Consider the following 24586-nt stretch of genomic DNA (forward strand, 5'->3'; position numbering starts at 1 on the left):
CACGATGGGGGGAGCAAATTCCCACCATATCAAGCAGGGGGCCATCCGGGGTGGATGGCTTTTTTTGTGCTCCATGAATGACAACAGCCCCTTCAACTCTAAAGGTTGAAGGGGCTGTTCCATATCCATTAACGAGGTCTTTTCGTGAAGATCTGGAACGTGACGCCGAATTTATCCGTTACCACACCATACGCAGGGCTGAAATAAATTTCTTGCAGCGGCATCTCGACTTTGCCTCCCTGTTGCAACGCTTCGTAAAATTGCTGCGATGTGGACGCATCGCTCGTCGAGAGGCAGATGCCTACATGGTTTCCAGTCACAAGTGAATCGCCTGGGATACTATCGGATACGAAGAATACCGCCTCATCGATGCTTAATACCGAATGTGCGATACGCGCCTTGGCATCAGCAGGAAGCGTACCTTCCGGTGCATCTCCAAAGGTTTGTTGGAAGAGAACCTTAGCTCCTAACGCTTGCTCATAGAATTGAATCGCTTCCTTGGCAGTTCCGTCCAGTAGTATAAATGGGTTGACTTGTGTAGACATATTCAACAGCTCCTTCATGTTTGTGATCGATTTGATCCAGCTCTGGTGCATTGCTGCTGGACTTTGATCTTATTGTAGATCATAATAGTGACAACTATTGTCATGGTTATTCCAACGCAATAAAATTTTCTAATAAAAATGGGGGCAGATCATGCCGAAATCCAAACGATTGATGGAAATGATGATGGTCGTCAATCAGAAGCGAAAGTTCACGGTGAGGGAGCTCGCCCAAGAATTCGGTATCTCGCAGCGGACGGTACTTCGGGATTTGCAGGAATTAAGCGAACTCGGTGTACCTCTGTACTCGGAAGTAGGGCCACATGGCGGATATCGCGTGTTGAAGGAGAGAATTTTGCCGCCAATTGCTTTTACGGAGGAAGAGGCGATTGCCATCTTTTTCGCGACACATGCTTTGCGCCACTATACCTCGCTGCCCTTCGAGACGGAATCGTCATCGGCCTTGGGTAAGTTCTATTACTATATGCCGGAGGATGTGCGGGCACGGATCGATCAGATGAAGTCTCGGGTTGATTTCGTCACGCCGATGAGGCAGACGGGATCTCCGTATCTGGCTCTACTGCTCGATGCTGCCGTCCAACAGAAGGTGCTCAGCATCGATTATGAGTCTCGTGGCGGCAGGTCGGAACGCGAGGTTCAACCGATTGGCATTTATACCAAAAACGGCTTCTGGTATTGCTCAGCTTACACGTTCTCGTATCAATCGATACGTGTCTATCGTTGTGATCGGATTCATAACGTGCTTCCTTCGCCAACTGAACCGCTGCCATCCATCCGCTCACTCAATCTAGATACGATGGATTTGAATCATTCACCGGGTCTGGAAGAACCGAAGATAGAACTGGCTGTGGAACTCAGTAAAGAAGGCGTAGAGCTGTGTGAGGCCGAAATCTGGTCAGCGCCTTATGTTCGTAAGCGTGAGGATGGGGCGGGTTCGATGGAAGGCGAGATCCCGCGCAGTGAGATTCCATACTTAGCGAAGTTCTTCATTGGGCTTGGCCAAGATGCCAGAGTGCAGCGTCCGCAGGAGCTCGTAGACCGTATTCGGCAGATGCTTAGCGTACTGGTGGATCAATATGGCGGGTGATGAAAATATATTTTAGTGATAAAGGAGAAATGGATTGGATGAAACAAGAGGCCCCATCCCTTGAGGGTGTTCAACAAGTTGTATCGGAATGTCTTCGTTCCTCAGATTTCACGGTTGAAAGAGTACTCAGTGGCGTATCTACCTATGTTTATCGTGTTCATTCGGCGGGTAGAGTGTTATATCTTCGCGTTCTACCGGAGAGAGAGTTGAGCTTTGGCGTAGAAGTGCATTTGCACCAGTTGCTGAGACGAAGAGACGTGCAAGTTCCTGAAGTGATCCACTTTGAGCATCACAATGAAATACTGGGCATGTCCATCATGTTGGTCACAGAGATTCCGGGTATAGACGCAAGTAGCTGCGCATCCTTCGATAGGTATAAGAATCTCCTTAAGGAGGCAGGGCATCAGATCGCTCGAATTCATCAAGTAGACGTCGACGGATTCGGTTGGATCGTGAGAGGCGATGCTTCTCTTGAAATGACTTTACGGGCTGAGAAAAGTAACCTTTATGATGTCATTCATGCATTTTTGGACGAAGATTTATCAATATTAGCAGGTCATGTAATTAGTCTGGAGGAAGCTTCTCGGATCAGGAGGATATTGGGTGATGGTACCGATCTTATGACTCGGCATTCTTCGAAATTAATCCATGGGGATTTTGATGACTCCCATATTTTTCAGCAGGATGGCCGGTTTACAGGCATTATTGATTTTGGAGAAATACAAGGGGGCAGCCCATTGTATGATCTGGGACATTTCAAGTTACATGACGGCCAACGTTATCAAGGATTTGATGCTTTGGCGGCGGGGTATCACGAAGAGCGAATGCTTACGAACGATGATCATTCGGAAATTGACCTCTGGGCTTTATGGATTGGGATTCGAAGGCTTGGCATGATGTATAAAAGGCCTTGGGGCGGCTATCACGAGCACTTAAGCCGTATAGTGAAGCAACTACTAGCGCAAATGTAACCTATGAAATAATTTATTTTTGACGTATAATTTCCATTTATTTCATGGTAAGTTAGAGATGACCTCATAGATTTACATCACACATTTTGATGTCTATAGGAGGCAGCGAACCATGGAAAAATTGATCTTGAGCTTAACGTATTTCTCAGCATTGGGTGCTGGGTTGATGGCAGGTTTGTTTTTTGCATTCTCGACCTTTGTGATGACGGCGCTAGAACGGATACCGAAGTCACACGGCATTAGCGCGATGCAATCCATCAACCTGACCATTCTGAATCCCTTATTTGGGCTTGTATTTGGCGGTACGGCCTTGGCGTGTATTTTCCTCGCGATTACATCCTTCTTTCGACTAGGTACCGTCAGTGCCAATCTAATTCTGGCAGCTAGTCTACTCTATCTGATTGGTGTCATATTGATAACGATGGTATTTAATGTACCGCTCAATGATGCACTCGCTGCTGTGGATCCGAATAGTGCCGCTGGCGCTGATGTATGGCGTACCTACTTAGACCGCTGGGTGCCATGGAATCATGTGCGTACGATCGCATCGCTTGGATCCCTTATTTTGTTTATCATCGCGCTTCGTTGGAAGTCCTAATTATATTTTTTTCTAAAAATTATCGCGAACCTGTCGATTTCGGAAGTGTCCGTTCGTCGTCCTAGTAAATGCAACGTTAATCCCTATCGAAAAGGAGACATTTCCATGTTAACAGCAACTTCAAAGGACGGAACTAAAATCGCGTATGACAAAGCAGGTCGCGGACCATCACTCATCCTGGTAGCGGGAGCGTTTAGCTATCGTAAATTTCCGGGACAGGTACAACTGGCGAAGCTGTTATCTGATCAATTCACGGTATATAACTATGATCGTCGCGGTCGTGGCGATAGCGGTGATTCATCCACATACGATACTGCGCGTGAAATCGAAGATCTCCAAGCGATGATCGATGAAGCTGGCGGCTCGGCTTATGTGTGGGGATTGTCATCCGGAGCGGTCCTTGCGCTGCAAGCGGCAGCGAGCGGGGCGAAGATTACGAAGCTGGCTCTGCATGAACCGCCATTCGTCGTGGATGCGGCAGGCCACAAGCCGCCGAGTGATTTCGCCAAGCACGTGACTGAGCTTATTGCTGCGAATCGCCGGGCGGACGCGATCAAATATTTTATGACGCAGGGCATGGGCGCGCCTTCGTTTGTGGTCGGTATGATGCGGCTAATGCCAGGGGTATGGTCGAAGTTGATGGCCGTGGCACACACGCTCCCTTATGACGCGGCTCTACTTAACGGATATATGGACGGCAAGCCGCTGCCCGCTGACCTGTGGACCGCCGCTACGATGCCAATCGTTATCCTCGAGGGCACAGAGAGTTCGACTCAGCTGCGACACGGTGCACAGGCGCTGGCGGGTGTGCTGCCTAATGCACAGCTGCGGAGCAAGAAAGGGCTCGGACATACCAAGAAGCTTAATGCGCCAATGATTGCCTCCGAGCTGACAGCATTCTTTTGAAAAAATAATATTGGATGTCGATTGGGTCCAATCGCATTCGTCGTATAGATAGAAGCGGCTTTCGTAAGAAACGGAGCTTCAACACATTAGAGGAGGAAGATCGCCATGAGATTTATGATGATTGTCAAAGCAACAACCGATTCGGAAGCAGGGGTAATGCCTAGTCAGGAGCTTATTGATGCGATGCAAAAATACAACGAGGAATTGGTGAAGGCCGGTGTGCTGCTCGCTGCGGATGGTCTCATGCCAAGCTCAAGCGGTATTCGCATTTCCTATCCAGAGCCTGGAGGCAAGCCAAAAGTGGTGGACGGTCCGTTCACCGAGGCGAAGGAAATGATCGCGGGATATACGCTGATCGAAGTGAAATCCCGAGAAGAAGCGATTGAATGGGCGATGCGTATGCCGGACCCTCATGGTTTTGGGCAGGGTGAGGTTGAGCTTAGACAAGTATTTGAAGTCGAAGACTTAATGAGCGACCCTGACACGTTGGCCAAGGAAGCGTTGCTTCGCAAACAGCTTGAGGAGCAGAAGCAAGCGTGACGGTAGCGAATACACAGCGAACCATTGATGCCATATGGCGTATCGAATCTGCCAAGCTGATTGCGGGATTAACGCGAATGGTAAGAGACGTGGGTCTCGCAGAGGATTTAGCCCAGGATGCGCTGGTGATTGCCTTGGAACGGTGGCCGGAGATCGGTATCCCAGACAATCCGGGTGCCTGGTTAATGACGACGGCCAAGCGGCGCGCGATTGATCTGCTCCGCCGGAACAAGGTGCGTGACCAGAAATATGTAGAGATGGCTCACACTATGGATTTGTATACTGAAGAAGACATAGATGCTGCACTAGACGGGGAGATCCATGATGATCTCCTCCGTCTGATCTTCATGACCTGCCATTCCGTGTTATCGCAGGACGCTAGAGTTGCCTTGACGCTGCGTTTACTGTGCGGGCTGACAACGGACGAAATCGCACGCTCGTTCCTTGCGGCTGAATCCACGATTGCTCAGCGTATTGTGCGCGCGAAAAGAACGCTGAATGCAGAGAAGGTTCCTTTTGAGGTGCCTGTGGGGGACGAGCTTAAGGAACGCTTGGCCGCTGTGCTTGAAGTTATTTATCTGATGTTCAACGAAGGGTATTCAGCAACTTCTGGCGATCATTGGATCAGGCCGCTGCTCTGTCAGGAGGCGCTTCGACTCGGGCGCGTTCTTGCCGAGATTGCACCGCAGGAATCGGAGGTACATGGGCTGGTTGCCTTAATGGAGATTCAATCCTCCCGGTTCAGAACTCGGGTGAATGCGGCAGGAGAACCTGTGCTTCTCATGGATCAGAACCGAGCGCAATGGGATCGATTATTGATTCGCCGCGGGTTGGCGGCACTCGAGCGCAGTCAGAAGGCTGGACGTCCACTCGGACCTTACGCGCTGCAGGCTGCGATTTCGGCTTGCCATGCCGTGGCGCCTACCGCAGCGGAGACGAACTGGATTCGGATTGCAGCCTTATACGAAGCGCTGTCTCGGGTATCACCATCGCCGATTGTTGAACTAAACCGGGCAGTTGCTATTTCCATGGCGTTCGGTCCGGACTTCGGCCTGCAGATTGTTGATGGGCTAAGCGCTGAACCTTCCTTGAAGGGCTACCATCTGCTGCCGAGTGTGCGCGGCGATCTACTGGTGAAGTTAGGGCGGCTCGATGAAGCTCGTGTGGAGTTTGAACGGGCGGCGTCCATGACTCGGAATGCAAGGGAGCAGGAATTGCTGCGAGATCGAGCTGCCGAATGCGCGTCTGACGTATCGAAATAATTTTTTTAGCCACCATGTCGATTACCTCGTTTCCCGTTCGTCGACTTCATAGAGGAAGAGATTCGGCAGCTTGCCGCTGACCTAGATCATCTTTCGATTAGGAGGAAAACGATAATGCGATTTATGTTGATAATCAAGACGACAGCATACTCAGAGGCGGGTGTGAAGCATAGTCAGGCATATGATGAGGCGAGGATAGCTTATATGAAATCGTTGGCTAGAGCCGGTGTGCTCCTCGCGGACGAAGAGCTTCAGCCGAGTGCCACCGGGCTTCGAATCGGGTATCCGGTACATGGTGGAGAGCCTGAAGTAACGGCTGGACCTTTTCCGGTAGATCAAGGGCTCATTGCCGGGTATACGCTAATTGATGTGTGTTCTGAAGAGGAAGCGATCGATTGGGCGCGCCGGATGCCGGCCCCTTATGGGCCTGTGGCATTTGAAATCGAGGTGCGCAAGCTCGAAGAGAATCGGCACACGCCAAGGAACCCCCGGATTCTGGCAATGGAAGATGATTTAGAAGACCAACGGAGCATGTTAAAAAAATATAATTAAAGGGGCATATACAAGATGAATCAGGAAATCACCGACTTTATCGAAGCGTTAAAAGAACCATGGCAGGGAGAACTGTCCACGAATTTGCGTCAGATTGTGCATCAGGCGATACCGGAAGTGCAGGAGCGCATGCAGTATAAGAAGCCCCATTTTCTGAAAAACGGCAAATATGCCGCTGTGATCTCGACCTCCAAGGATGCGGTTAGCTTTACGATTTTCCATGCTATGGACCTGGAGCTTCCAGAGGGAATGTTCGATGGCCCGCCAGAAAGAAAGACCTTGAAGCTGCGCAAAGGGGATACGGTGGATTCCGGGCAGCTCGCGTCATGGGTCAGCCAAGCATCGAGCGTACTTTGATTGTGAATATCAGGTTTAGGTTGTCAGGTAGGAGAAGGACTGTTCCTTGCAGCACACATGTGCTTGGGGCGGTTCTTTTTTACGTCAAAGAGGCGAAAGACGAACGAATTCATGAGATAGAGAAGGCATAAGCATAAGAGTGAAAGCAATACAGTTTGTAGAAAAAGTTGGTGGAACATGCCGATCCGTCGCACGAACCGGACACCCCTCGTCTTTGTCCCAGGGATGTTCGGATCAATGAGCAGTACCATTATTCCATTCTACGAACCGTTCATTCAATTGCTGCAGCAAATGGGTTATCAATTACATGTTGATTTGTTCATCGCCTACTACGATTGGCGGCAGCGTATTCCCGATATCGTGGATACGTATCTTATGCCTGTCTTGAACAAAGCCAGACGTGTAACGGGAGCAGCTCGTGTCCATCTCATCTGTCACAGTATGGGGGGATTGGTCGCGAGAGGTTATGTTCAGAGCAGGCATTATCAGGACGATGTAGACCAGCTCATCCTGTTATGTACGCCCAATGCAGGATCGCCGTCCAATTATCGCTACTGGACCGGGGGGACACTAGAGTCTGATTGGGAGGCATCTGAGAATATTGTTACCATGGCCATGAACAGTTACTTGGATAATTTGAAGCATGACAACCCGGAGAATCCGCTCGAAGCCGTACATACGTTGTTTCCGAGCTTGCATGAATTCGTACCTGCCAAGGACTATGGCGATTACCTTGTCATTGGCTGTGACAATGCGATGCGGTTCGTTCCTTATCGCACGATGCAGATACAGAATGCTTTCCTCGATCGATTGAATGCGGGTCGTTCAATTATTTACCATCGCGGAATCCGGGTGACATTAATCGCAGGGATTGGGACTCGTACCGTGCAATTTCTTCGCATGGTGCAAGGATCGATGAATAATGGGGAGCCTCATGGCGCCTCCGTCTGGCGTACGATCAATAGTGATGCGGGTGACGGGAATGCCATGGTGAGCAGCGTATTTGTGCTGGAGGGCGACAAACATCTCGTTGAAGGCAATCATATGCAGGTGTTATTGCGAAGTGAGTTCATTCTTCGCTCGAAGTTGATTTGAGTGGAGATAGGCGAATTGGGCTCAAAGACACTAGAGTGAGTATGAGGCGCTAGTGTCTTTGTTGTGTCTCGCGTGTCGTCGTTCGCGTTTTTGCGTTAAAATGAAAAGGATAGCAGGTAATGAAGGGGGCGGACGAGCATGACAGTGTTAGAAGTGGATATTATCGAAGCGGGTTACGAAGTCCACGAGCCGAAAATTCATGGGATTCAGTTCGAAGTGAAACCCGGTGAATTGGTAGGATTGATCGGACCGAACGGCGCGGGCAAGAGTACGACGATGAAGAGCTTAATGGGCTTACTGAAGCATTGTAAAGGCGAGATCCGATTCACAGGACCGCAGCAGTCCTACGGTTATATTCCGGAGAAACCGATTATGTATGATGCGATGACGCTGTGGGAGCATTTAGAGCTGGCTGCTGCGGCCTATGATCTCCCAGTGGACATATTCGAACGGCGAGCGAATGAGATGCTGCGGCAATTCCGGCTACAAGATGTGAAGCATCAGCTCCCAGCCAGCTTCTCCAAAGGCATGCAGCAGAAAATGATGCTCGTCATCGGCTTCTTAACCGAGCCGGATGTCTACATCGTGGACGAGCCCTTCGTCGGGCTGGATCCGAGAGCGACGAAGGATTTCCTCCGCATGCTGGATTTGGAGCGGGAACGCGGTGCGGGCGTGTTGATGTCGACTCATGTACTTGATACGGCCGAGCGGATCTGCAGCTCCTTCGTCATGGTCGACCAGGGGAGAGTCGTTGCGAGTGGCACACTTGCCGAGATTCAGGCACAGAGCGGATTGCCTGATGGCACGCTGCTCGATTGTTTCGATGCTTTAACTTGAGTGAGAGAGAGTAGGGTGAACAGGCATGCGCATCAATGCGAAGCAACTAGCGACGAGACGGCTAAGAGAAGAAGCGGTCTATCAATATAAAGCGCTGCGGAGTGCAGTGGACTGGACCGTTATGCTGTACTTGATTATACCAGGCATTTTTTTCGCGATTATCGGATATCGTTCATTGTGGACGGACGCATTCCCCGTTTGGATTGAATATATGCCAGCATCTGTAGTGGCGGCCCTCTTATTCCTCTGTGCGAGAAGAGGGAATATCCGCGTGCTGGTGCAAGAAGCGGACGTCTTATTTCTTCGGCAAAAAGAAAATTGGGCACACACGCTAACTCGGGTTGGGTGTCTCTACAGTATGGCGCTGGATGCAATCATCAGTGTCTTGGCCTACGTGACGGTGCTGCCGATCGGGATCCGTTCCTTCGGATGGACGTGGACGGCGTGGACAGGACTCCTCCTGTTCCATCTATGTTATTCAATTCTATGGTCCTTCATAAATAATCGCATCCAGATATCGTTCTCAGGCTGGCGGCGCTGGTTGATTAAATGGGGCGTGACCGCGGCTGGCGGCGCATTGTATGTGCTGCTTGCTCTTCGATGTAATCAGCTAACATGGCTGCTGTTTGGGTGTGCAGTGCTGGTGGCGGCAATCATCGTGATATTCATGCGGTCACGTATACAGCGCGTGAATGCTTTCGAACAGGACATCATCGTAGAGGGCAAGCAGCGGATGCGGTTGACAGGGTTGCTGTTGAATAATACTTTGGAGAAGTCCCCATGGTTTCGGATGCGCAGACCGATGTTGTTCCGCCATTCGAATCATGTGTTCTCTTCCCGCAAGCCGCATATGGTGGTGGCCGAACTCGCGATCAAATCCGTATACCGATCGAATTTGCAATTAAAGACGATGCTCCAGTTTCTAGGTGCAGGTCTTGTTGCTGTGTTACTGACCCCTGCGACGATCAAGATCATTGTGTACGTAGGGTTAATCTTGTTAATCTGGTATTGGATGCAGGGCGACTGGAATGATTTCGTGAAATCGGCGTATGTCAAAATGTTTCGTTGGCGGGAGGAGGACCTCCAGGCGGCCAAACCGATCGCGGTATACGGCATGATGCTGCCGCTCACCTTGGTACTCGGTCTGATTACCGGACTATTGATCCAAGGGGTGTGGGGCGGGATCTTCGCGCTTCCTGCAAGTGCGTTGTTCGGCTGGATCATCGTACAGACGATCGGTGCGATCGATATTCGCAAATAATGTTCAAATATAAGAATTTATAAGTTTCACCGATAAATTGTTCTTATATTTCCGAAGATACGCTTGTCGTCCAATAAGGACGACGAAGTCGTTTCTTCTTGTTTTGTATGGAATTGGGCAGGATAACACCCGTAACCACCTTCAATACGGAAAGAAGTGAGCCATTATGAAAATCGTACTTATTCGCCATGGGCAAAGCGTATGGAATGTAGAGAATCGATTTACAGGTTGGACGGATGTGGATCTATCCGAGAACGGTCTGAACGAAGCGCGTCAAGCCGGGCAAATCTTGAAGAAGCATGGGTATGTATTCGATGAGGCGTATACGTCCGTGCTTAAGCGGGCGATCCGTACCTTATGGATTGTGCTTCATGAGATGGACTTGATGTGGATTCCAGTCCATAAGACATGGATGCTGAACGAACGGCATTATGGTGCACTGCAAGGACTGAACAAAGCAGAGACGGCGAAGCAATACGGCGAGGAGCAGGTTATGCAGTGGCGAAGATCTGCGGAACTGCGGCCCCCGGCGTTAGATAAAAATGATGAGCGATATGAAGCTTCGAATCCGAAATATAAGTCCTTGGCGGAGGGGGAATTCCCTCTGACGGAGAACTTGGAAGATACGGAGAGACGAGTGCTAAAATATTGGACGGAAGAGATTGCGCCCGCCATTCGCAAAGGGGAAAAGGTCATTATCTCGGCCCATGGTAACACACTCCGTGCGCTCGTCCAATATCTGGACAATATCCCTGCGAATGGGATTGTTGATCTCAATATTCCGACCGGCGTACCACTGGTGTATGAGCTGGATGAAGACCTGAAGCCGATCCGGCACTACTATCTCGATATGGATGGCGAAGTGGCGGAAGACGCAATTCCGAAGCATATATAATGGGATGAAGCCAAATCCGCAACTAGAAAGGGATACGGCTATCAAATGAAGAAGCCTCCGTTACGCCCTATGAAAGGGAATTCGGAGGCTTCGCTTATTATTTCTTGAGCAATAAGTAAATAAAATACGGTGCACCGATCAAGGCGACCATAATCCCTGCAGGAATACCGTCAGGACCGACGATTTGGCGGCCGATGGTGTCTGCGACTAAGAGCAGCCATCCACCGATCAGAATGGCGATCGGAATGAACAGTTGATTCCGAGGACCGACCAGCGCTTTGGCGATATGCGGTGCCATCAGTCCGATGAAGGCGATCCCACCTGTAACCGAGACAGCGGAAGCAGATAGAGCAACCGCAACTAACAGCAGAATGAGACGCTCCTTGTTGATGGAGACACCGACACCGATGGTGACGGGCTCATTCATCGCGAGCAGGTTCAAGCGATTGGCCCGATAGAGCGTAAATGGAATGAGGATGACCAGCCAAGGCAAGATCGCCCAGACGAACGGCCAATCCGTACCCCAGATGTTCCCGGCAAGCCATTTGGCGATAAAATCAACCTTGGTACGTTCGGCCGATGAGATCAGTACAATCATGATGCCGGATAGTGCCATGGAGAACCCAACCCCGGTTAACACGAGCTTAACCGGCTGAAGGCCCGTGTCCTTGTGATACGCGAACACATAGATCAGACCAGCCGTAATCAACGCCCCGATAAAGGCAACGATCGGTATTACATAGATAAAGGAGCCTGCATCAATCGGGAAGAACAAGAAGAAGACTGCAATCGCTACGCCAGCTCCTGAATTGATGCCGATGACACCAGGATCAGCCAGATCATTGCGCGTAATTCCTTGAAGAATCGAACCCGATAGCGCGAGAGCCATCCCGGCTAAGAGCGTAATCACGATCCGCGGCAGTCGAATCGAGTATAGGACGAACTCTTCTTTGAATGTACCTTGCCCGAACAGCGTAGGGAGAAGTCGATCATACGACAATTTCGAATACCCCAGTCCCATACTAATCGTAACCGTAAGTATAATAAGTACGAGTAAAATAAGTAGAATAAGCCGTTGCTTGCGAATAAGTGCAGGTTGAATCATGAGAAGGACTTCCCTCCTTTACGAACGATAAACAGGAAGAAAGGTAAGCCAAGCATCGCCACAATGGCTGCAACAGGCGTCTCATAAGGCGCATTGATCGTACGTCCGAGCGTATCAGCGAACAACATGAACGCAGCTCCTGTAATCGCGGACATCGGAATCGTGTAGCGATAATCATTGCCGACAACCGCACGCACGATATGTGGAATCATTAATCCGATAAACGTCATATTGCCGACCAGTGCAACGGATGCGCCTGCGAGCAGAATGGTCGCGAAGATCAACAGTGCTTTTAACTTCTGAACCTTCTGGCCGAGTCCAACGGCAACCTCTTCGCTTAGGCTCAAGATCGTTAACTGCTTGGATAGCGCCATGGCGATCAATAGCCCGACGATAATGAAGGGCACAATGACTTGAAGCTGTTCCCATGAGGTGCCGATCATTCCGCCTGCGGTCCACATAGACACGTCTTTGGAAATTTTGAAATAGATGCCGATACCTTCCGCAATCGCATACAAAAAAGCAGAAATGGCTGTACCGGCAAGCACGATTCGAAGCGGAGAGAAGCCGCCTTTCTTAATCGTACCGATCCCGAACACGAGGGCGGACCCCAGCGCGGCTCCAATAAAGCATGCAATCATAATATAGAAATAATTCGCGCTCGGAATGAAGGCCATGGTCACGGCGAGCGCTGCATTAGCGCCAGCGGTTAACCCAAGCAGGCCTGGATCGGCCAACGGGTTACGCGTCATGCCTTGCATCATCGCGCCGGAGACGGCCAAAGCCGCTCCGACGAAGATGGCTGCAACTTCACGAGGTAAGCGAATTTCACGAATCAACGATATTTTATCCCCCGTAGCGTCTGTCGAGGTTAGCGCGAGCCACACATCCTTAAGGGATGTATCGGCTGCTCCAAATACCATCGCAACCGTGAACATCGCCACGAACAGGAGAATTCCTGCGATCAGTTTGTAGACAAATGGGAAGGGACGTCGATTCGTCATCGGCTTAGTTCCCTAGAAATTTATCAATAAAGAATTGAAGTTGGAATTCAAGCGTTAACGGGTCATTGAAGTAGAAAGATTTGGCATCCGCTTCAAAGACACGATTGTTTTTCACCGCAGGAATGTTTTTGTACGTATCGGTATTTTGGAACGAGTTGTCGGTATCTTTGGTTTTGCTGAAAATGATATAGTCGCCAGCGAACTCAGGCAATACCTCGGCGGATAGTGCATAATAGCCGGGCTTCATAGCCAGTTCTTTCACTTTTTCAGGCATTTTCAATTTCATTTCCTGATAGAGGATCTCCGTACCGCGTGCCCAGTGATCGCCGAAGACATAGAGCTGCTTATCGAAGTTCTCGATAACCGATACGGTGGCATTCTCACCGATTTTTGCTTTGATATCAGTGCCTGCCTTGGCTGCGCGTTGTTTGAAATCATCGACCCAGGCTTGTGCTTCCTTCTCTTTGTTCAGGAGCTTGCCGATTTCGATATGCTGCGTTAAGTAGTCTAACTTGCCGTAAGTATAGGTCACGGTCGGCGCGATTTCTTTCAATTTGTCCACATTCTTTGTCGTAGACAAACCGATGATGAGATCCGGATCAAGCTCGATGATCTTCTCTAGGTTCTCATCCGATACTTCTTGAACGTCCTTCAATTGATCTTGGAACCGTGGGTTCATCTTCGACCAAGAATCGACGCCGATAAGCTTAACACCAAGCGACATCACATTGCCTGCATACGACGATAGGACAATGACACGCTCAGGATGGCTAGGCACTTCGACAGGGCCCGTCTCGGATTGGTACGTAAATGTTGCGGGCTGCTCTGCCTTCGCGGATTCATCCGCTGGCTTAGCTGCTTGGCTGCTGCAAGCGCTCATCAAGATGACGAGTACAGCAAGGACGGGGAGTAATAGTTTTTTCATGATCGGTTCTTCTCCTTTGAGCAATGTATTGTAATAAGTATCAATGTCTATTATTGATAATGATTATCAGTATCGATGACCTTTTAATAAAATAGCCGTAAACACGCCTTTTGTCAACAAAAAAATGCCTATATTTTCGCGCATCAATATGGTACGAATAGAAATACTAAATGGATTATGGAAAAGAAAGGATAAAGTGATTACGATGGAGTTTGTCATCCCACTATTAGCGTTAATCGGTGTCATCGTGGTGGCAACGGTGCTGAATAAGAAGTTCCCGCGCGTACCGCTTGCCTTATTTCAAATTTTACTCGGTGCGATGGTGTCGTGGTTGCCTTTCATCCCTCTCACCCTAGAGTTCGAACCTGAAGTATTCATGGTCTGTCTCATTGCTCCCTTATTATTCAGTGATGCTCGCGTGACGTCTCGTAAAGAATTATGGGTCTATCGCAAGCCGATCTTATTCATGGCTTTGGGTTTGGTATTAATTACTGTCATAGGGCTTGGTTATGCGATACATATGTTAATTCCGTCCATGCCGCTCGCCGCTGCATTCGCGCTTGCAGCTGTGCTGTCGCCGACAGATGCCGTTGCCGTGAAGTCGATTACACAGGGGCTTCCGCTGCCATCGAGCTTGATGCCTATTCTGGAGGGGGAGTCGCTGCTGAATGATGCGGCGGGCATTGTGAGCTTCAAGGTAGCACTGGCGGTTGTGTTATCGGGTGTCTTCTCCGTTCAAGCGGCGACGTTCAATTTTCTCATCGTCTCGATCGGGGGTATTCTAGCGGGACTGATCTGCGGGTTTTTATTCGTTAAGTTAAGGCTATCGCTCAGGCAGAATGGGTTCGAAGAGGTGAATTCGCTCGTCGCGATTCAATTTATTACGCCTTTCGTGATCTTCATTATTGCGGAGGAATTAGCGGTCTCCGGTATTCTAGCGGTGGTCGCTGCGGGGATCATCCATGGCATTGAGCGGGACAGGCTCCAACAGACGTCGACGAAGATTCAAATCACCTCGAGTACGACTTGGTCCGTCCTTAGTTATCTATTTAATGGGTTTGTATTCGTGCTGCTGGGTTTTCTTCTTCCGGAAGTCGTGCATGGATTGCTCATGAGTCAAGAGATATCGATCATGGTGGTTCTTGGCTTTACACTCCTCATTAGCGTAGGGTTATTCTTAATTCGGTATATCTGGGTATATGTGCTCCATCGCAATTTCGCCGCGATCGAGGGGCATGAGACTCATGGAGAAGCCGACAATGTATCCAGAGGTCGGTATGCGTTCCTGACTGCAACCTGCGGCATCCATGGAACGATAACGCTGGCGACAGCGATGTCCATCCCATATGCGCTTTCTAACGGGACGATGTTTCCTTACCGGAATACGATTCTGTTCATCTCGGCTGGGGTCATTCTCCTTAGCTTGATCTTCGCGACTGTCGTTCTGCCGCTGGCCTTAAGGCATGCAGCTCATCACGTAAAGGACGAGAAGTCACTTCTGTCTATTCAAGAAGCGACCCAGCTCATTCTCCAGCGGACCATCCAACTGTTGCATGCGGAATCCGATCAAGGACATAAGCGTGCGACCTTCCGGGTAATTCGTGAGCTGGAGGAACAACGGCGTATGATGGAGGAAGGCAAGGCGTCCCGGCTGTCGAGCAGTGTATTGCGTAAACTCCAGGAGATCGCTCGTGAAGCAGAGATGAAGAAGCTGACGGAAATGATCGAACAAGGCGAGGTGTCCTCGCAATTGATGATGCATTATCCGGTGATTAGCGAACCTCAGGAGCTCTATACCGTGCGCTCCAATCTACGTAGAATATGGTTCGGATATAAGATGTATTGGATGAAGAAGAAATTGAAGAAGTTAAGTTCCGCACAGCTTCCGCCCAAAATCGCATCCCGTACGAAGAAGATGACGGAGTTCGTCGAAGAGCTGCATCGCGTAAAAGGGGGACTCCGGCAGGCTGCGATTCAAGCGATTCAGCAGCATATGACGCCGGATAACCGTTACGAGGCGATGTTCATGATTCAGTATTATGCAAGGCTGCAGCAGGCAACGCTCAGTGAGGAAGAAGAAGCGAACTTCATGGAGAAGGTGAGCGAGGTACGGCTGCTGAGCATTCAATTGAAGCGAGATCTGGTGCAGAAACTAGAAGAATCAGAGCAGATTACGCCTGCAACGCGGCTCAAGCTGCTGCAGAATATGAACTATGAAGAGATGCTGCTGCTCGATCCGGCGTGAGTAAGCAGCAAAAAGAGCCATTCCACGGTTGCGATTCAACCAGCCGGAATGGCTCTTCATCATGGATCGTAGATGCTCTTACAATTAGAAGAACTTAACGAGTTGATCTTTGATCGCCTCATTCGTTCCGCTAACAACGGTCCGAATTTGCGGTTTATTGAATAAGGCTTGGATCTGTGCAGGATATTCCTGACGGATCTCACGCAAGCGAATGGACTCGTCGAACTTCGCTGGATGCGCCGTGGATAGGATGATCGTGACATCGTCCTCAGCAGCTAGCTTGTCGGCTGCCGCTGCGCCGCATGCGGTATGCGGGTCCATGAGATAGTTGTATTTCGTATAGTAGTCGCTCAGCGTGTCGAGACACGCTTCGTTCGATACGCTGTAGGCGGAGAAGTCGGACTGCACGTGGCTCAGCGCATCGGACTCCACGATGATCCGTCCTTCAGCTTTGAACTGTGCCATGAGCGTGGACACCACATCGCTGTTCCCGCCGTTCAAGTAGTAGAGATATCGCTCGAAATTGCTCGCCACTTGGATATCCATCGATGGGCTGTACGTACCGCGGAATTCTCCAGGCTGGTACAAACCAACATTTACGAAGCGCTCGAGGATGTTGTTCGCATTTGTCGCCAAGATGAGCTTATGGACCGGCAATCCCATTTGCTGTGCAAGGTAGCCGGCGAAAATATCGCCGAAGTTCCCTGTCGGAACGCTAAAGCTGATCTTGCGATCGACGCCTTGCTTCGCTAATTGGAAGTAAGCATAGAAGTAGTACACCGTCTGCGCCAGAATCCGGGCAATGTTGATGGAGTTGATCGCACGCAAGTGGTATTCATGTTTGAAGTCGACATCAGCGAACAGCTCCTTGATGATGCGCTGGCAATCATCGAACGTACCTTCGACTGCAAGATTCAATACGTTGGCATCGTCGACAGTCGTCATTTGCAGGGCTTGCACCTCACTGACCTTCTGATGCGGATGCAGGATACAGATACGAATGCCTTCTTTGCCGCGTACGCCTTCGATGGCCGAAGCTCCTGTATCCCCTGAAGTTGCGCCGACGATGTGGATGATCGAATTGGTTTTTTTGGACACATAAGAATAGAGGTTACCCAAGAATTGAAGCGCGACGTCTTTGAACGCAAAGGTCGGGCCATGGAATAGCTCTAGAATATAACGCTTATCGTCTAGCTTGTGGACCGGTGTCACTTCCTCATGACGGAAGGTGCCATAGCTGTCATCAACAAGCTTCTTCAGATCGGCTCTTGGAATTTCATCGTTCACGAACAAGGAGAACACCTCGAGCGCAAGTTCGGGATAGGTGAGCTCTTGCCATTGACGCAGTGTCTCTTCGGATAATTGCGGCAGGTGTTCTGGAACGAGTAATCCTCCATCATTCGCGAGTCCCATCAGGATGGCGTCGATGAACCCGATCGGGGCGACTTGCCCCCGTGTGCTGATATACTTCATATTTAATCTCCTCGTTAAATAAAATTACATCCATTGTACATGATCTGGGGGTCAAGGTCGATACAGAACTTGAAGTCAGCCAAAACGTTGAAATCTGCAGGCCGAACTGGTTAAATGAGGGATAAGTATGAAATGGAAATTATTCAATTGGATAAGGAGAAGTACTGCCATGACGGATATGAAAAGAAACAAGCTGACCGAGGTCAGCAGACAATTAGCGAATGTCGCAAGGGGGCAAGCCCATGCGGACCTCGTCATTAAGAATGGAACACTCGTGAATGTATTCTCGGGCGAACTCGTCGAACAGATTGATGTTGCCATTGTAGCAGGGAGAATTGCGCTTGTAGGGAACGCGGATCACACCATTGGGGAACAGACGACCGTTATTGATGCTGCAGGCAGATACATCGCTCCAGGGTTATTGGATGGACATATGCATGTCGAGAGCACGATGTTGTCCGTGACGGAGTTCGCTAGAGCGGCACTATCGACGGGGACGACAGGTATTTTCATGGACCCACATGAGATTGCGAATGTATTCGGCAGCGAGGGCGTACGCTTGATGCATGAGGAAGGGCAGCAGCTTCCGCTCAAAGTCTTCACGACCTTCCCGTCGTGTGTCCCTGCGACGATGGACTTGGAGGATGCCGGAGCCAGCTTGTCCGTCCAGGATATTCGTGCAGGCATGCAGTGGAATAATGTCGTAGGACTGGGTGAAGTCATGAACTTCCCAGGCGTCGTATTCGGCGATCCGCAGATGTGCGGCGAGATTGAAGCGACGATTGAAGCAGGCAAGACGGTGACGGGACATTTCCCAAGTGATGATGATCGGATGCTGCAAGCTTACCTTAACGCTGGGGTGACGTCAGATCATGAGACGGTAACGCGGGAGCAAGGGCTCCAGAAGGTTCGCCTGGGCATGCACTTAATGATCCGGGAAGGTTCCGCATGGCATGATGTGAAAGAAGTTATTAAGATCGTGACCGAGGATAAAGTGAATACGAGCAATATCTCGCTGGTCACGGATGACGTGAATCCACAGACACTTGTGGAACTCGGGCATTTGAACCATGTTGTTCGTCGCACGATTGAAGAGGGAGTAGATCCGGTAACGGCGATTCAGATGGCGACCATTAATGTAGCGCGATATTTCCGCATGGACCAAGACCTTGGCAGTATCGCGCCAGGGAAATGTGCGGATATTCTTCTCATTGATGATCTCCACCGCGTTGTTCCTTCAACAGTGATTACCGATGGTCAAGTGATCTATGATCAGGGCCAATATACCGTGGAGCTCCCGAAATTTGTCTATCCGGAACATATTCTGAATTCGATGAATGTGAAGCGGGCGTTAACGGCGGATGATTTCAAGCTTGCAAGCCGGGGTACCACGGATAAGACCGAAGTGAATGTGATCGGCGCAATTGAGAATAGTGCGCGGACGGAGAAGAGGAAGGCTGTGCTGCCTGTGGCGGAGGGCATCATTCAACCGGACCTACAGCAGGATGTCATTCGACTTGCATGTATTGAGCGTCACCATGGAACTGGCCAGATCTCGAATGCGTTTACCCATGGCTTCCAGATCCAATCGGGCGCCGTGGCTTCAACTGTCGCACATGACAGCCACAATCTTATTGTGATGGGCGTGAGCGAGGAAGATATGGCTTTTGCAGCGAATGAGCTGGTTCGCATCGGCGGAGGAACGATTGTCGTTCGAGACGGTAAAGTACTTGCGCAAGTGCCACTCGCGATCGCAGGGCTCATGTCGGAGAAATCCTTGCAAGAGGTTGTGCAAGAAGTGACTCAGCTCGATGAGGCGTGGAAGGAAATTGGATGCCCGTTGAACGCGCCATTCATGACATTCTCCCTGATCGCGCTGCCTGTGATTCCAGAGATTCGAATCACGAATCGCGGTCTTGCCGATGTTACCCAATTCAAGCTGATTGATGTAGAAATCGGATAATATTCGAACGTAGAGGAGTGGAGACGTATGAAATATCGTCGACTCGGAAAAAGCGGGCTCGAAGTATCATTATTAGGTCTCGGAACCAATGCCTTCGGCAAACGCGCGGATGAGGATACTTCTATTCGGATTATTCATCATGCGATCGATCGCGGGATCAACTTCATCGATACAGCCAATATCTACGCTGGCACGGAATCCGAGCGCATTATCGGTGAAGCTCTCGTAGGGAAGCGGCAGCACGTTGTGCTGGCGACGAAGGCCGGGCTCCCGACCGGGACGGGCCCGCATTCGCGCGGCTCATCGCGGTATCATCTGCAGCAGGAACTGGAGCAGAGTCTTCGGCGTCTGAAGACGGATTATATTGACTTGTACCAGATCCATACGTTCGACCCGAGCACACCGATCGAAGAGACGCTGCGCACGCTGGATGATATGGTACGGTCCGGAAAAGTGCGCTATATCGGCGCTTCCAATTATGCGGCTTGGGAATTCATGAAGGCGCTAGGCATTAGCGACAATAAAGGCTTCGTGCGTTATGTGTCCAGTCAGACGAGTTATTCGCTGGCTGATCGTACGCCAGAGCAGGAGCTTATCCCGATGTGTATCGATCAAGGCGTTGGATTGATTCCTTACTTCCCGCTGGCTGGCGGTATTCTAAGCGGTAAGTACCTTGCTGTTGAGCAAGCACCGCAAGGCTCTAGAGCAGAGACGGATCCTAACTTCAACCGATTTCTAAATGATCGGACAATAACGTTAGGGCAGCAGGTGAGCAAGCTGGCGGCGGATCGAGGCTATACCCCTAGCGCGCTGTCACTCGCATGGCTCATGGATCAGTCTGTCGTCTCGACCGTGATCGTAGGTGCGACGAAGGTCCAGCAGTTAGAGGATAACTTGCAAAGTCTAGAAGTTCAGCTTACGCCAGAGCTCGCGCAATCCCTCCAGGAGATTAGCGAACCTTTCCGCGATGGCAAGCCTTTTGCCTTATATCGCCTCACATAATCAGGTGCGCCTATAGTTGCTCCCATCCCCATCTTCCAAGAGATGGGGATTTTTTTTGTATCCAAGTGTTGACAATCTGCGAATATTGTATATAGTATATATATACACTATTTACTTAATAAACGCACATCAATTATCGGAGGTAGATAATGAACATCATCATATCTCACGCATCTGAAGATCCGATTTACATCCAGATTGTGAATCAGATTCGACATAGTATATTGAGCGGCGAGATGAAGGCCGGAGACAGTCTCCCGTCCATTCGCCAGCTAGCCAAGGATTTGCAAGTGAGTGTGATTACGACGAAGCGTGTGTACGAGGAGCTCGAGAAGGAGAAACTGATCGACTCGGTGGTCGGCAAAGGCTCATTCGTCTCGGGCGCCAATATGGAGTTTATCCGGGAACAGCGCATGAAGCTGTTGGAAGAGAAAATGATTGAAGTGATTCGTGAGAGTCGTGATTTGAATATGAGTGAGGAAGACGTTATCAACCATCTGAAGTTATTGTTCGAGGAGGAACAGCCATCATGAATGCCATAGAAGTACGTAACATAAGCAAGTCCTATTCCCAATTTTCCGTTGACAATATATCGCTTGATATCAAGAAAGGTTATATCACCGGGCTGATCGGACCGAACGGCGCAGGGAAGAGCACGCTGATCAAGATGATGCTCGGCATCGTCCGTCCGTCGGCGGGAAGTATCCGCATGCTCGGCGCTGAGATGCCAAGCGAGGAGATTGCGATTAAGCAACGCGTAGGGATTGTCTCCGATGATTGTTTCTATTATGAGCATTTATCTTTGAAGGATATGAAGAAAGTGATCGCGCCTTTCTATACGAAATGGAATGAAACGAAATTCAACCGCTATATGGAGCAGTTTGAGTTGTCGCCGACGAAGAAGATCAAAGAGTTGTCCAAAGGGATGAAGATCAAGTTCGCCCTAGCGATTGCCTTATCGCATGAGGCTGAGCTACTCATTATGGATGAGCCTACCTCGGGACTTGATCCCGTATTCCGCAGGGAGCTATTGGATCTGCTCGCTGACATCATGCAGGATGAGCGGAATACGATTCTATTCTCGACGCATATTACGACCGATTTGGATCGGATTGCCGATTACATTGCCTTCGTTAATCGCGGCAAGCTTGTGTTCAACGATGTGAAAGACGATGTATTGGATCGTTATGCGATCGTCAAAGGCGGCCAAGACCTGCTCGACGCAGATATTCGGGCCAAATTCATCGGTCTTCGCGAGTCATCGGTGGGGTTCGAAGGACTCGTCGACGATCGCAAGCAAGCGCAGGAGTTGTTCGGCAGCTATGCCGTGCTTGAGACGCCTTCACTAGAAGACATCATGTATTATACCGCTAAGGGAGGTCCTATCTATGCTTAACCTGATTCGTAAAGATTTCATCGTCATGAGGAGCTCGCTTGGACTCATTCCTTTATATTTCGTGATTTTCAGTATTGTTCTCATATCCAATACGATGTCAGCTTACTTCCTGGTCGCTGTCTATACGGCTTTCACTACGTTGATGATGAGCACGGGTGCGGATGTGAAGAACGATAATCATGCGTTTCTCATTACGATGCCAATGAACCGGGCGCAAATGGTTAAGTCGAAGTATGCCACAGCGCTTCTGTATACGGGAGTTGCAGCGATTGCTTGCTATATTTTCTACACCATTGTTCGTTACGTGAAACCAAGTCTGGGCATGCCCGCTTATTCGATGGGACAATTCCTGGCTTCGATCGGGATATCTTTGGTACTCGTATCCATCTACTTGCCTCTGTTCTACTGGCTTAGCAAAAAGGGCATGGCGATCATCAACATGGCCTTCATGATTATACTCATTGGGTTAACGCCGTTCATGAACATCGGGACGTACCTGATGCATAAACAGAATGTCGGTTCAATCAACAATGCGAGCGTAGCGCTTATCGGATTAGGTGTCGTGCTTCTATTCATTGCTTCTTACTTCTTCGCCAAATACTTGTTCAACAGAAAGGACTTATAATTAACATGAAAACATCACTTGCAAACATCATGAAATTTACGGCGATTTGCGCCATGGTCACATCGATTGGTCTTACTTCCGCGTTCGGTTCGGCATCCGCAGCTCCAGCCGCGAAGCCGCTGCCTGTGAAGGCGAATACCATTCAGACGATTGAATTTAAGACGGATGACAAGTTCGAAGACCTGAAATTCCTCAAGAAAGCGATTGGCGATAAACGAATCGTCATGCTTGGCGAGAGCTCGCACGGTGCGGCGGAGTTCAATAAATCAAAAGCGAGAATGGTGCAATTTTTACATAAAGAAATGGGCTTTAACGTCCTTGCCTTCGAATCGGGACTCGGGGACGCGAGCGGTACATATGCAGGGATCTCGAAGCTGACAGCCGAAGAAACACTGCGCAAATCGATCTATCCGGTATGGCATGCGAAGGAATTGGTACCGATGTACGATTATATCAAGCAGCAATCGACGACGAAGCAGCCTCTGATCCTGACGGGATTCGACATGCAGCCGAATGGCGCTTTCGGCCGGTTCATGGAAACATGGTTCGCACCAATCGACAAAGCATTCGCGGAAGAAGCGAAGACGCTTGAGAACAAGCTAACCGATATCTATTTCAACATGGATTGGGATCAAAAGGATTGGGATAAAGACTACGCGTATGTGCTGGATGGCTATACGAAAATCCAGAAGTTTATAGCGGCGCACGAAGCTGAACTGCAGAAGGATTTCCCGAATGACAAGACGATTCTGCCGATTATGAAACGTGTCATCTCGGATCGCATCTATATGATTCAGAATGTACTTAAGGCTCAAGTGGCTTTTAACAATCTAACGATAGAGAATTATGTGGTCTCGACGAGCCTGCGCGAGAATGTCGCTTACCTGCGTGATGAGATGATGGCGAATACATTGACATGGCTGGTGGACAATGTCTATAAGGATCAGAAAGTCATCGTATGGGGCCATAACTATCATCTTCGGAAGAACAATTCCGTGATGGCTTCGCCGGTTCAGCTTCACCTGTACGAAGGCGGTTCGGTGCCGAACATGGGAGAACTGATGCCGTCACGCTTGAAACAGCAATCGTACACGATCGGTCTATTCATGTACGGAGGGGCAACAGGAGCGAATGATGGGTCAGCGATGCCAGTGAACGCGAAGATGGGTCCGAATAGCTTGGAGACGATCTTGAAAGGCGCGGGTAAACCGTACGCATTCTTCGATCTAACTTCGACAGACAACAAGGAATGGAAGAATAGTATGCATACAGGCCTGTATTGGGGCATGATCGAAGAGCCGTTCGTGCCGAGCGAGCAGTATGATGGGATTTTATTCATCGAGAAGACGACACCATCTGTCTATTTACCGAAGAAATAATACAAGGAGCCCCGCTTCGTCTCGAAGTCGGGGCTTTCATATGTCATGTTGCGCGATGTTCTACTTCAGCGCATCCATCGCTTCTTTATATTGTTCATACAACGGCTTCCACACTTTCTCACGCGACCCGAAGTCTCGTCCATCGAGCAGCGATGCAATGACGTCGAGGCAGACATGCCAACCAGCAAGGTCTCTTGGCGTATGCGGCGTGATCCGATGGATCGTCTCCTTCATCACGAGCAGGCAGCCTTCCTGCGCTGGATGTAATTCGAACCGAACGACATCTTCCCCCCACGTAAACGCGAGTACGGCATTATGCTCGTAAGAGGTAATCGTCATCTCCTCGAATGTACCATTCTGCATGTCGAATAGAATTCGCCCGCCTTCGCGAAGGGATTCTACGCGCAGCTCCGAGAACCATTGCTGCAGCTTCTCGTTGTCGGTCAGGTAAGCCCATACTTCCTTGATGGGGTGCTTCAATATGCGGCGGAATTCTGCAATGCAACCTTCTCCATTTGGCGCTATGTTCGCTAGCATGTCTCATT

General features: G+C 49.8%; 25 protein-coding genes. 19 read left to right on the forward strand and 6 right to left on the reverse strand.

What is annotated here, in order from left to right:
• Positions 1-128: 128 nt before the first annotated feature.
• Positions 129-545, reverse strand: a complete 417-nt coding sequence (locus C558_RS0101230; RefSeq protein ID WP_018754387.1) for a VOC family protein — start codon at positions 543-545, stop codon at positions 129-131.
• Between the two features lie 151 nt (positions 546-696).
• Between C558_RS0101230 and C558_RS0101235 the strand changes: the two genes are divergently transcribed.
• From C558_RS0101235 to gpmA, 12 genes are all read left to right on the forward strand, one after another.
• Positions 697-1650 (forward strand): helix-turn-helix transcriptional regulator, encoded by a 954-nt coding sequence (locus C558_RS0101235; protein ID WP_018754388.1) that lies wholly within the window; start codon positions 697-699, stop codon positions 1648-1650.
• Positions 1651-1679: 29 nt separating this feature from the next.
• On the forward strand, positions 1680-2621 hold the full coding sequence (locus C558_RS0101240; protein WP_169445265.1) for a phosphotransferase family protein: 942 nt from the start codon (positions 1680-1682) through the stop codon (positions 2619-2621).
• 112 nt (positions 2622-2733) lie between these two features.
• Positions 2734-3219 carry an anthrone oxygenase family protein gene (locus tag C558_RS0101245; RefSeq protein WP_018754390.1) on the forward strand — a complete coding sequence of 162 codons (486 nt, stop codon included), beginning with the start codon at positions 2734-2736 and terminating at the stop codon, positions 3217-3219.
• A gap of 105 nt (positions 3220-3324) precedes the next feature.
• Positions 3325-4125 (forward strand): alpha/beta fold hydrolase, encoded by an 801-nt coding sequence (locus C558_RS0101250; RefSeq protein ID WP_018754391.1) that lies wholly within the window; start codon positions 3325-3327, stop codon positions 4123-4125.
• A gap of 105 nt (positions 4126-4230) precedes the next feature.
• Entirely contained in the window at positions 4231-4665 is a 435-nt protein-coding gene (locus C558_RS0101255; RefSeq protein WP_018754392.1) for a YciI family protein, read from the forward strand.
• The gene (locus tag C558_RS0101260; RefSeq protein WP_018754393.1) at positions 4662-5927 is read left to right on the forward strand and encodes an RNA polymerase sigma factor; all 1266 of its coding nucleotides are present in this window, start codon (positions 4662-4664) and stop codon (positions 5925-5927) included. Before C558_RS0101255 ends, C558_RS0101260 begins: the two co-directional genes overlap by 4 nt.
• 114 nt (positions 5928-6041) lie before the next feature.
• Positions 6042-6479, forward strand: a complete 438-nt coding sequence (locus tag C558_RS0101265) for a YciI family protein (RefSeq protein ID WP_018754394.1) — start codon at positions 6042-6044, stop codon at positions 6477-6479.
• A 15-nt stretch (positions 6480-6494) separates the two neighbouring features.
• Entirely contained in the window at positions 6495-6836 is a 342-nt protein-coding gene (locus tag C558_RS0101270) for a DUF1801 domain-containing protein (RefSeq protein WP_018754395.1), read from the forward strand.
• 177 nt (positions 6837-7013) lie between these two features.
• Positions 7014-7931 (forward strand): esterase/lipase family protein, encoded by a 918-nt coding sequence (locus tag C558_RS0101275; protein WP_026263666.1) that lies wholly within the window; start codon positions 7014-7016, stop codon positions 7929-7931.
• A gap of 138 nt (positions 7932-8069) precedes the next feature.
• Positions 8070-8768 carry an ABC transporter ATP-binding protein gene (locus C558_RS0101280; protein ID WP_018754397.1) on the forward strand — a complete coding sequence of 233 codons (699 nt, stop codon included), beginning with the start codon at positions 8070-8072 and terminating at the stop codon, positions 8766-8768.
• A gap of 25 nt (positions 8769-8793) precedes the next feature.
• Positions 8794-10029, forward strand: a complete 1236-nt coding sequence (locus tag C558_RS0101285) for an ABC transporter permease (protein WP_018754398.1) — start codon at positions 8794-8796, stop codon at positions 10027-10029.
• A gap of 163 nt (positions 10030-10192) precedes the next feature.
• Complete coding sequence (gene gpmA / locus C558_RS0101290; protein WP_026263667.1) at positions 10193-10924, forward strand: 2,3-diphosphoglycerate-dependent phosphoglycerate mutase; 732 nt, start codon at positions 10193-10195, stop codon at positions 10922-10924.
• Positions 10925-11021: 97 nt separating this feature from the next.
• Here the strand turns inward: gpmA and C558_RS0101295 are convergent, their stop codons facing one another.
• From C558_RS0101295 to C558_RS0101305, 3 genes are read right to left on the reverse strand one after another with little or no spacing between them, the layout of a single operon-like run.
• Positions 11022-12029 (reverse strand): FecCD family ABC transporter permease, encoded by a 1008-nt coding sequence (locus C558_RS0101295; protein ID WP_018754400.1) that lies wholly within the window; start codon positions 12027-12029, stop codon positions 11022-11024.
• Positions 12026-13033 carry a FecCD family ABC transporter permease gene (locus C558_RS0101300; protein ID WP_018754401.1) on the reverse strand — a complete coding sequence of 336 codons (1008 nt, stop codon included), beginning with the start codon at positions 13031-13033 and terminating at the stop codon, positions 12026-12028. Before C558_RS0101300 ends, C558_RS0101295 begins: the two co-directional genes overlap by 4 nt.
• Positions 13034-13037: 4 nt before the next feature.
• The gene (locus tag C558_RS0101305) at positions 13038-13958 is read right to left on the reverse strand and encodes an iron-hydroxamate ABC transporter substrate-binding protein (protein ID WP_018754402.1); all 921 of its coding nucleotides are present in this window, start codon (positions 13956-13958) and stop codon (positions 13038-13040) included.
• A gap of 205 nt (positions 13959-14163) precedes the next feature.
• On the opposite strand from C558_RS0101305, the gene C558_RS0101310 reads away from it, so the two are divergent.
• Positions 14164-16203: a Na+/H+ antiporter gene (locus tag C558_RS0101310; protein ID WP_018754403.1), complete on the forward strand. Its 2040-nt coding sequence runs from the start codon at positions 14164-14166 to the stop codon at positions 16201-16203.
• Between the two features lie 84 nt (positions 16204-16287).
• On the opposite strand, the gene thrC is transcribed toward C558_RS0101310, so the two are convergent.
• A complete protein-coding gene (gene thrC, locus C558_RS0101315; RefSeq protein ID WP_018754404.1) occupies positions 16288-17676 on the reverse strand; it encodes a threonine synthase in 1389 nt (462 codons plus the stop codon).
• A gap of 169 nt (positions 17677-17845) precedes the next feature.
• Between thrC and ade the strand changes: the two genes are divergently transcribed.
• The 6 genes from ade to C558_RS30135 all read left to right on the forward strand — a co-directional run bounded on the left by ade (position 17846) and on the right by C558_RS30135 (position 24041).
• The gene (gene ade / locus C558_RS0101320; RefSeq protein WP_018754405.1) at positions 17846-19639 is read left to right on the forward strand and encodes an adenine deaminase; all 1794 of its coding nucleotides are present in this window, start codon (positions 17846-17848) and stop codon (positions 19637-19639) included.
• A gap of 27 nt (positions 19640-19666) precedes the next feature.
• Positions 19667-20641 (forward strand): aldo/keto reductase, encoded by a 975-nt coding sequence (locus C558_RS0101325; protein WP_018754406.1) that lies wholly within the window; start codon positions 19667-19669, stop codon positions 20639-20641.
• Positions 20642-20790: 149 nt separating this feature from the next.
• Complete coding sequence (locus tag C558_RS0101330; RefSeq protein ID WP_018754407.1) at positions 20791-21174, forward strand: GntR family transcriptional regulator; 384 nt, start codon at positions 20791-20793, stop codon at positions 21172-21174.
• On the forward strand, positions 21171-22037 hold the full coding sequence (locus C558_RS0101335) for an ABC transporter ATP-binding protein (RefSeq protein WP_018754408.1): 867 nt from the start codon (positions 21171-21173) through the stop codon (positions 22035-22037). Before C558_RS0101330 ends, C558_RS0101335 begins: the two co-directional genes overlap by 4 nt.
• Positions 22030-22662: an ABC-2 transporter permease gene (locus C558_RS0101340; RefSeq protein ID WP_018754409.1), complete on the forward strand. Its 633-nt coding sequence runs from the start codon at positions 22030-22032 to the stop codon at positions 22660-22662. Before C558_RS0101335 ends, C558_RS0101340 begins: the two co-directional genes overlap by 8 nt.
• Positions 22663-22667: 5 nt before the next feature.
• Positions 22668-24041, forward strand: a complete 1374-nt coding sequence (locus tag C558_RS30135) for an erythromycin esterase family protein (protein ID WP_018754410.1) — start codon at positions 22668-22670, stop codon at positions 24039-24041.
• 60 nt (positions 24042-24101) lie between these two features.
• On the opposite strand, the gene C558_RS0101350 is transcribed toward C558_RS30135, so the two are convergent.
• On the reverse strand, positions 24102-24578 hold the full coding sequence (locus tag C558_RS0101350; RefSeq protein ID WP_018754411.1) for an SRPBCC family protein: 477 nt from the start codon (positions 24576-24578) through the stop codon (positions 24102-24104).
• Positions 24579-24586 lie beyond the last annotated feature (8 nt).

The sequence above is a fragment of the Paenibacillus terrigena DSM 21567 genome, assembly GCF_000374845.1.
Lineage (GTDB): Bacteria > Bacillota > Bacilli > Paenibacillales > Paenibacillaceae > Paenibacillus_K > Paenibacillus_K terrigena.

Excerpts from the sequence above, each read along its gene's own strand:
- C558_RS0101230 (WP_018754387.1), bottom strand. The coding sequence starts at position 545 with ATGTCTACACAAGTCAACCCATTTATACTACTGGACGGAACTGCCAAG.
- C558_RS0101235 (WP_018754388.1), top strand. The coding sequence starts at position 697 with ATGCCGAAATCCAAACGATTGATGGAAATGATGATGGTCGTCAATCAG.
- C558_RS0101240 (WP_169445265.1), top strand. The coding sequence starts at position 1,680 with ATGGATTGGATGAAACAAGAGGCCCCATCCCTTGAGGGTGTTCAACAA.
- C558_RS0101245 (WP_018754390.1), top strand. The coding sequence starts at position 2,734 with ATGGAAAAATTGATCTTGAGCTTAACGTATTTCTCAGCATTGGGTGCT.
- C558_RS0101250 (WP_018754391.1), top strand. The coding sequence starts at position 3,325 with ATGTTAACAGCAACTTCAAAGGACGGAACTAAAATCGCGTATGACAAA.
- C558_RS0101255 (WP_018754392.1), top strand. The coding sequence starts at position 4,231 with ATGAGATTTATGATGATTGTCAAAGCAACAACCGATTCGGAAGCAGGG.
- C558_RS0101265 (WP_018754394.1), top strand. The coding sequence starts at position 6,042 with ATGCGATTTATGTTGATAATCAAGACGACAGCATACTCAGAGGCGGGT.
- C558_RS0101270 (WP_018754395.1), top strand. The coding sequence starts at position 6,495 with ATGAATCAGGAAATCACCGACTTTATCGAAGCGTTAAAAGAACCATGG.
- C558_RS0101275 (WP_026263666.1), top strand. The coding sequence starts at position 7,014 with ATGCCGATCCGTCGCACGAACCGGACACCCCTCGTCTTTGTCCCAGGG.
- C558_RS0101280 (WP_018754397.1), top strand. The coding sequence starts at position 8,070 with ATGACAGTGTTAGAAGTGGATATTATCGAAGCGGGTTACGAAGTCCAC.
- C558_RS0101285 (WP_018754398.1), top strand. The coding sequence starts at position 8,794 with ATGCGCATCAATGCGAAGCAACTAGCGACGAGACGGCTAAGAGAAGAA.
- C558_RS0101295 (WP_018754400.1), bottom strand. The coding sequence starts at position 12,029 with ATGATTCAACCTGCACTTATTCGCAAGCAACGGCTTATTCTACTTATT.
- C558_RS0101300 (WP_018754401.1), bottom strand. The coding sequence starts at position 13,033 with ATGACGAATCGACGTCCCTTCCCATTTGTCTACAAACTGATCGCAGGA.
- C558_RS0101305 (WP_018754402.1), bottom strand. The coding sequence starts at position 13,958 with ATGAAAAAACTATTACTCCCCGTCCTTGCTGTACTCGTCATCTTGATG.
- C558_RS0101310 (WP_018754403.1), top strand. The coding sequence starts at position 14,164 with ATGGAGTTTGTCATCCCACTATTAGCGTTAATCGGTGTCATCGTGGTG.
- thrC (WP_018754404.1), bottom strand. The coding sequence starts at position 17,676 with ATGAAGTATATCAGCACACGGGGGCAAGTCGCCCCGATCGGGTTCATC.
- ade (WP_018754405.1), top strand. The coding sequence starts at position 17,846 with ATGACGGATATGAAAAGAAACAAGCTGACCGAGGTCAGCAGACAATTA.
- C558_RS0101325 (WP_018754406.1), top strand. The coding sequence starts at position 19,667 with ATGAAATATCGTCGACTCGGAAAAAGCGGGCTCGAAGTATCATTATTA.
- C558_RS0101330 (WP_018754407.1), top strand. The coding sequence starts at position 20,791 with ATGAACATCATCATATCTCACGCATCTGAAGATCCGATTTACATCCAG.
- C558_RS0101335 (WP_018754408.1), top strand. The coding sequence starts at position 21,171 with ATGAATGCCATAGAAGTACGTAACATAAGCAAGTCCTATTCCCAATTT.
- C558_RS0101340 (WP_018754409.1), top strand. The coding sequence starts at position 22,030 with ATGCTTAACCTGATTCGTAAAGATTTCATCGTCATGAGGAGCTCGCTT.
- C558_RS30135 (WP_018754410.1), top strand. The coding sequence starts at position 22,668 with ATGAAAACATCACTTGCAAACATCATGAAATTTACGGCGATTTGCGCC.
- C558_RS0101350 (WP_018754411.1), bottom strand. The coding sequence starts at position 24,578 with ATGCTAGCGAACATAGCGCCAAATGGAGAAGGTTGCATTGCAGAATTC.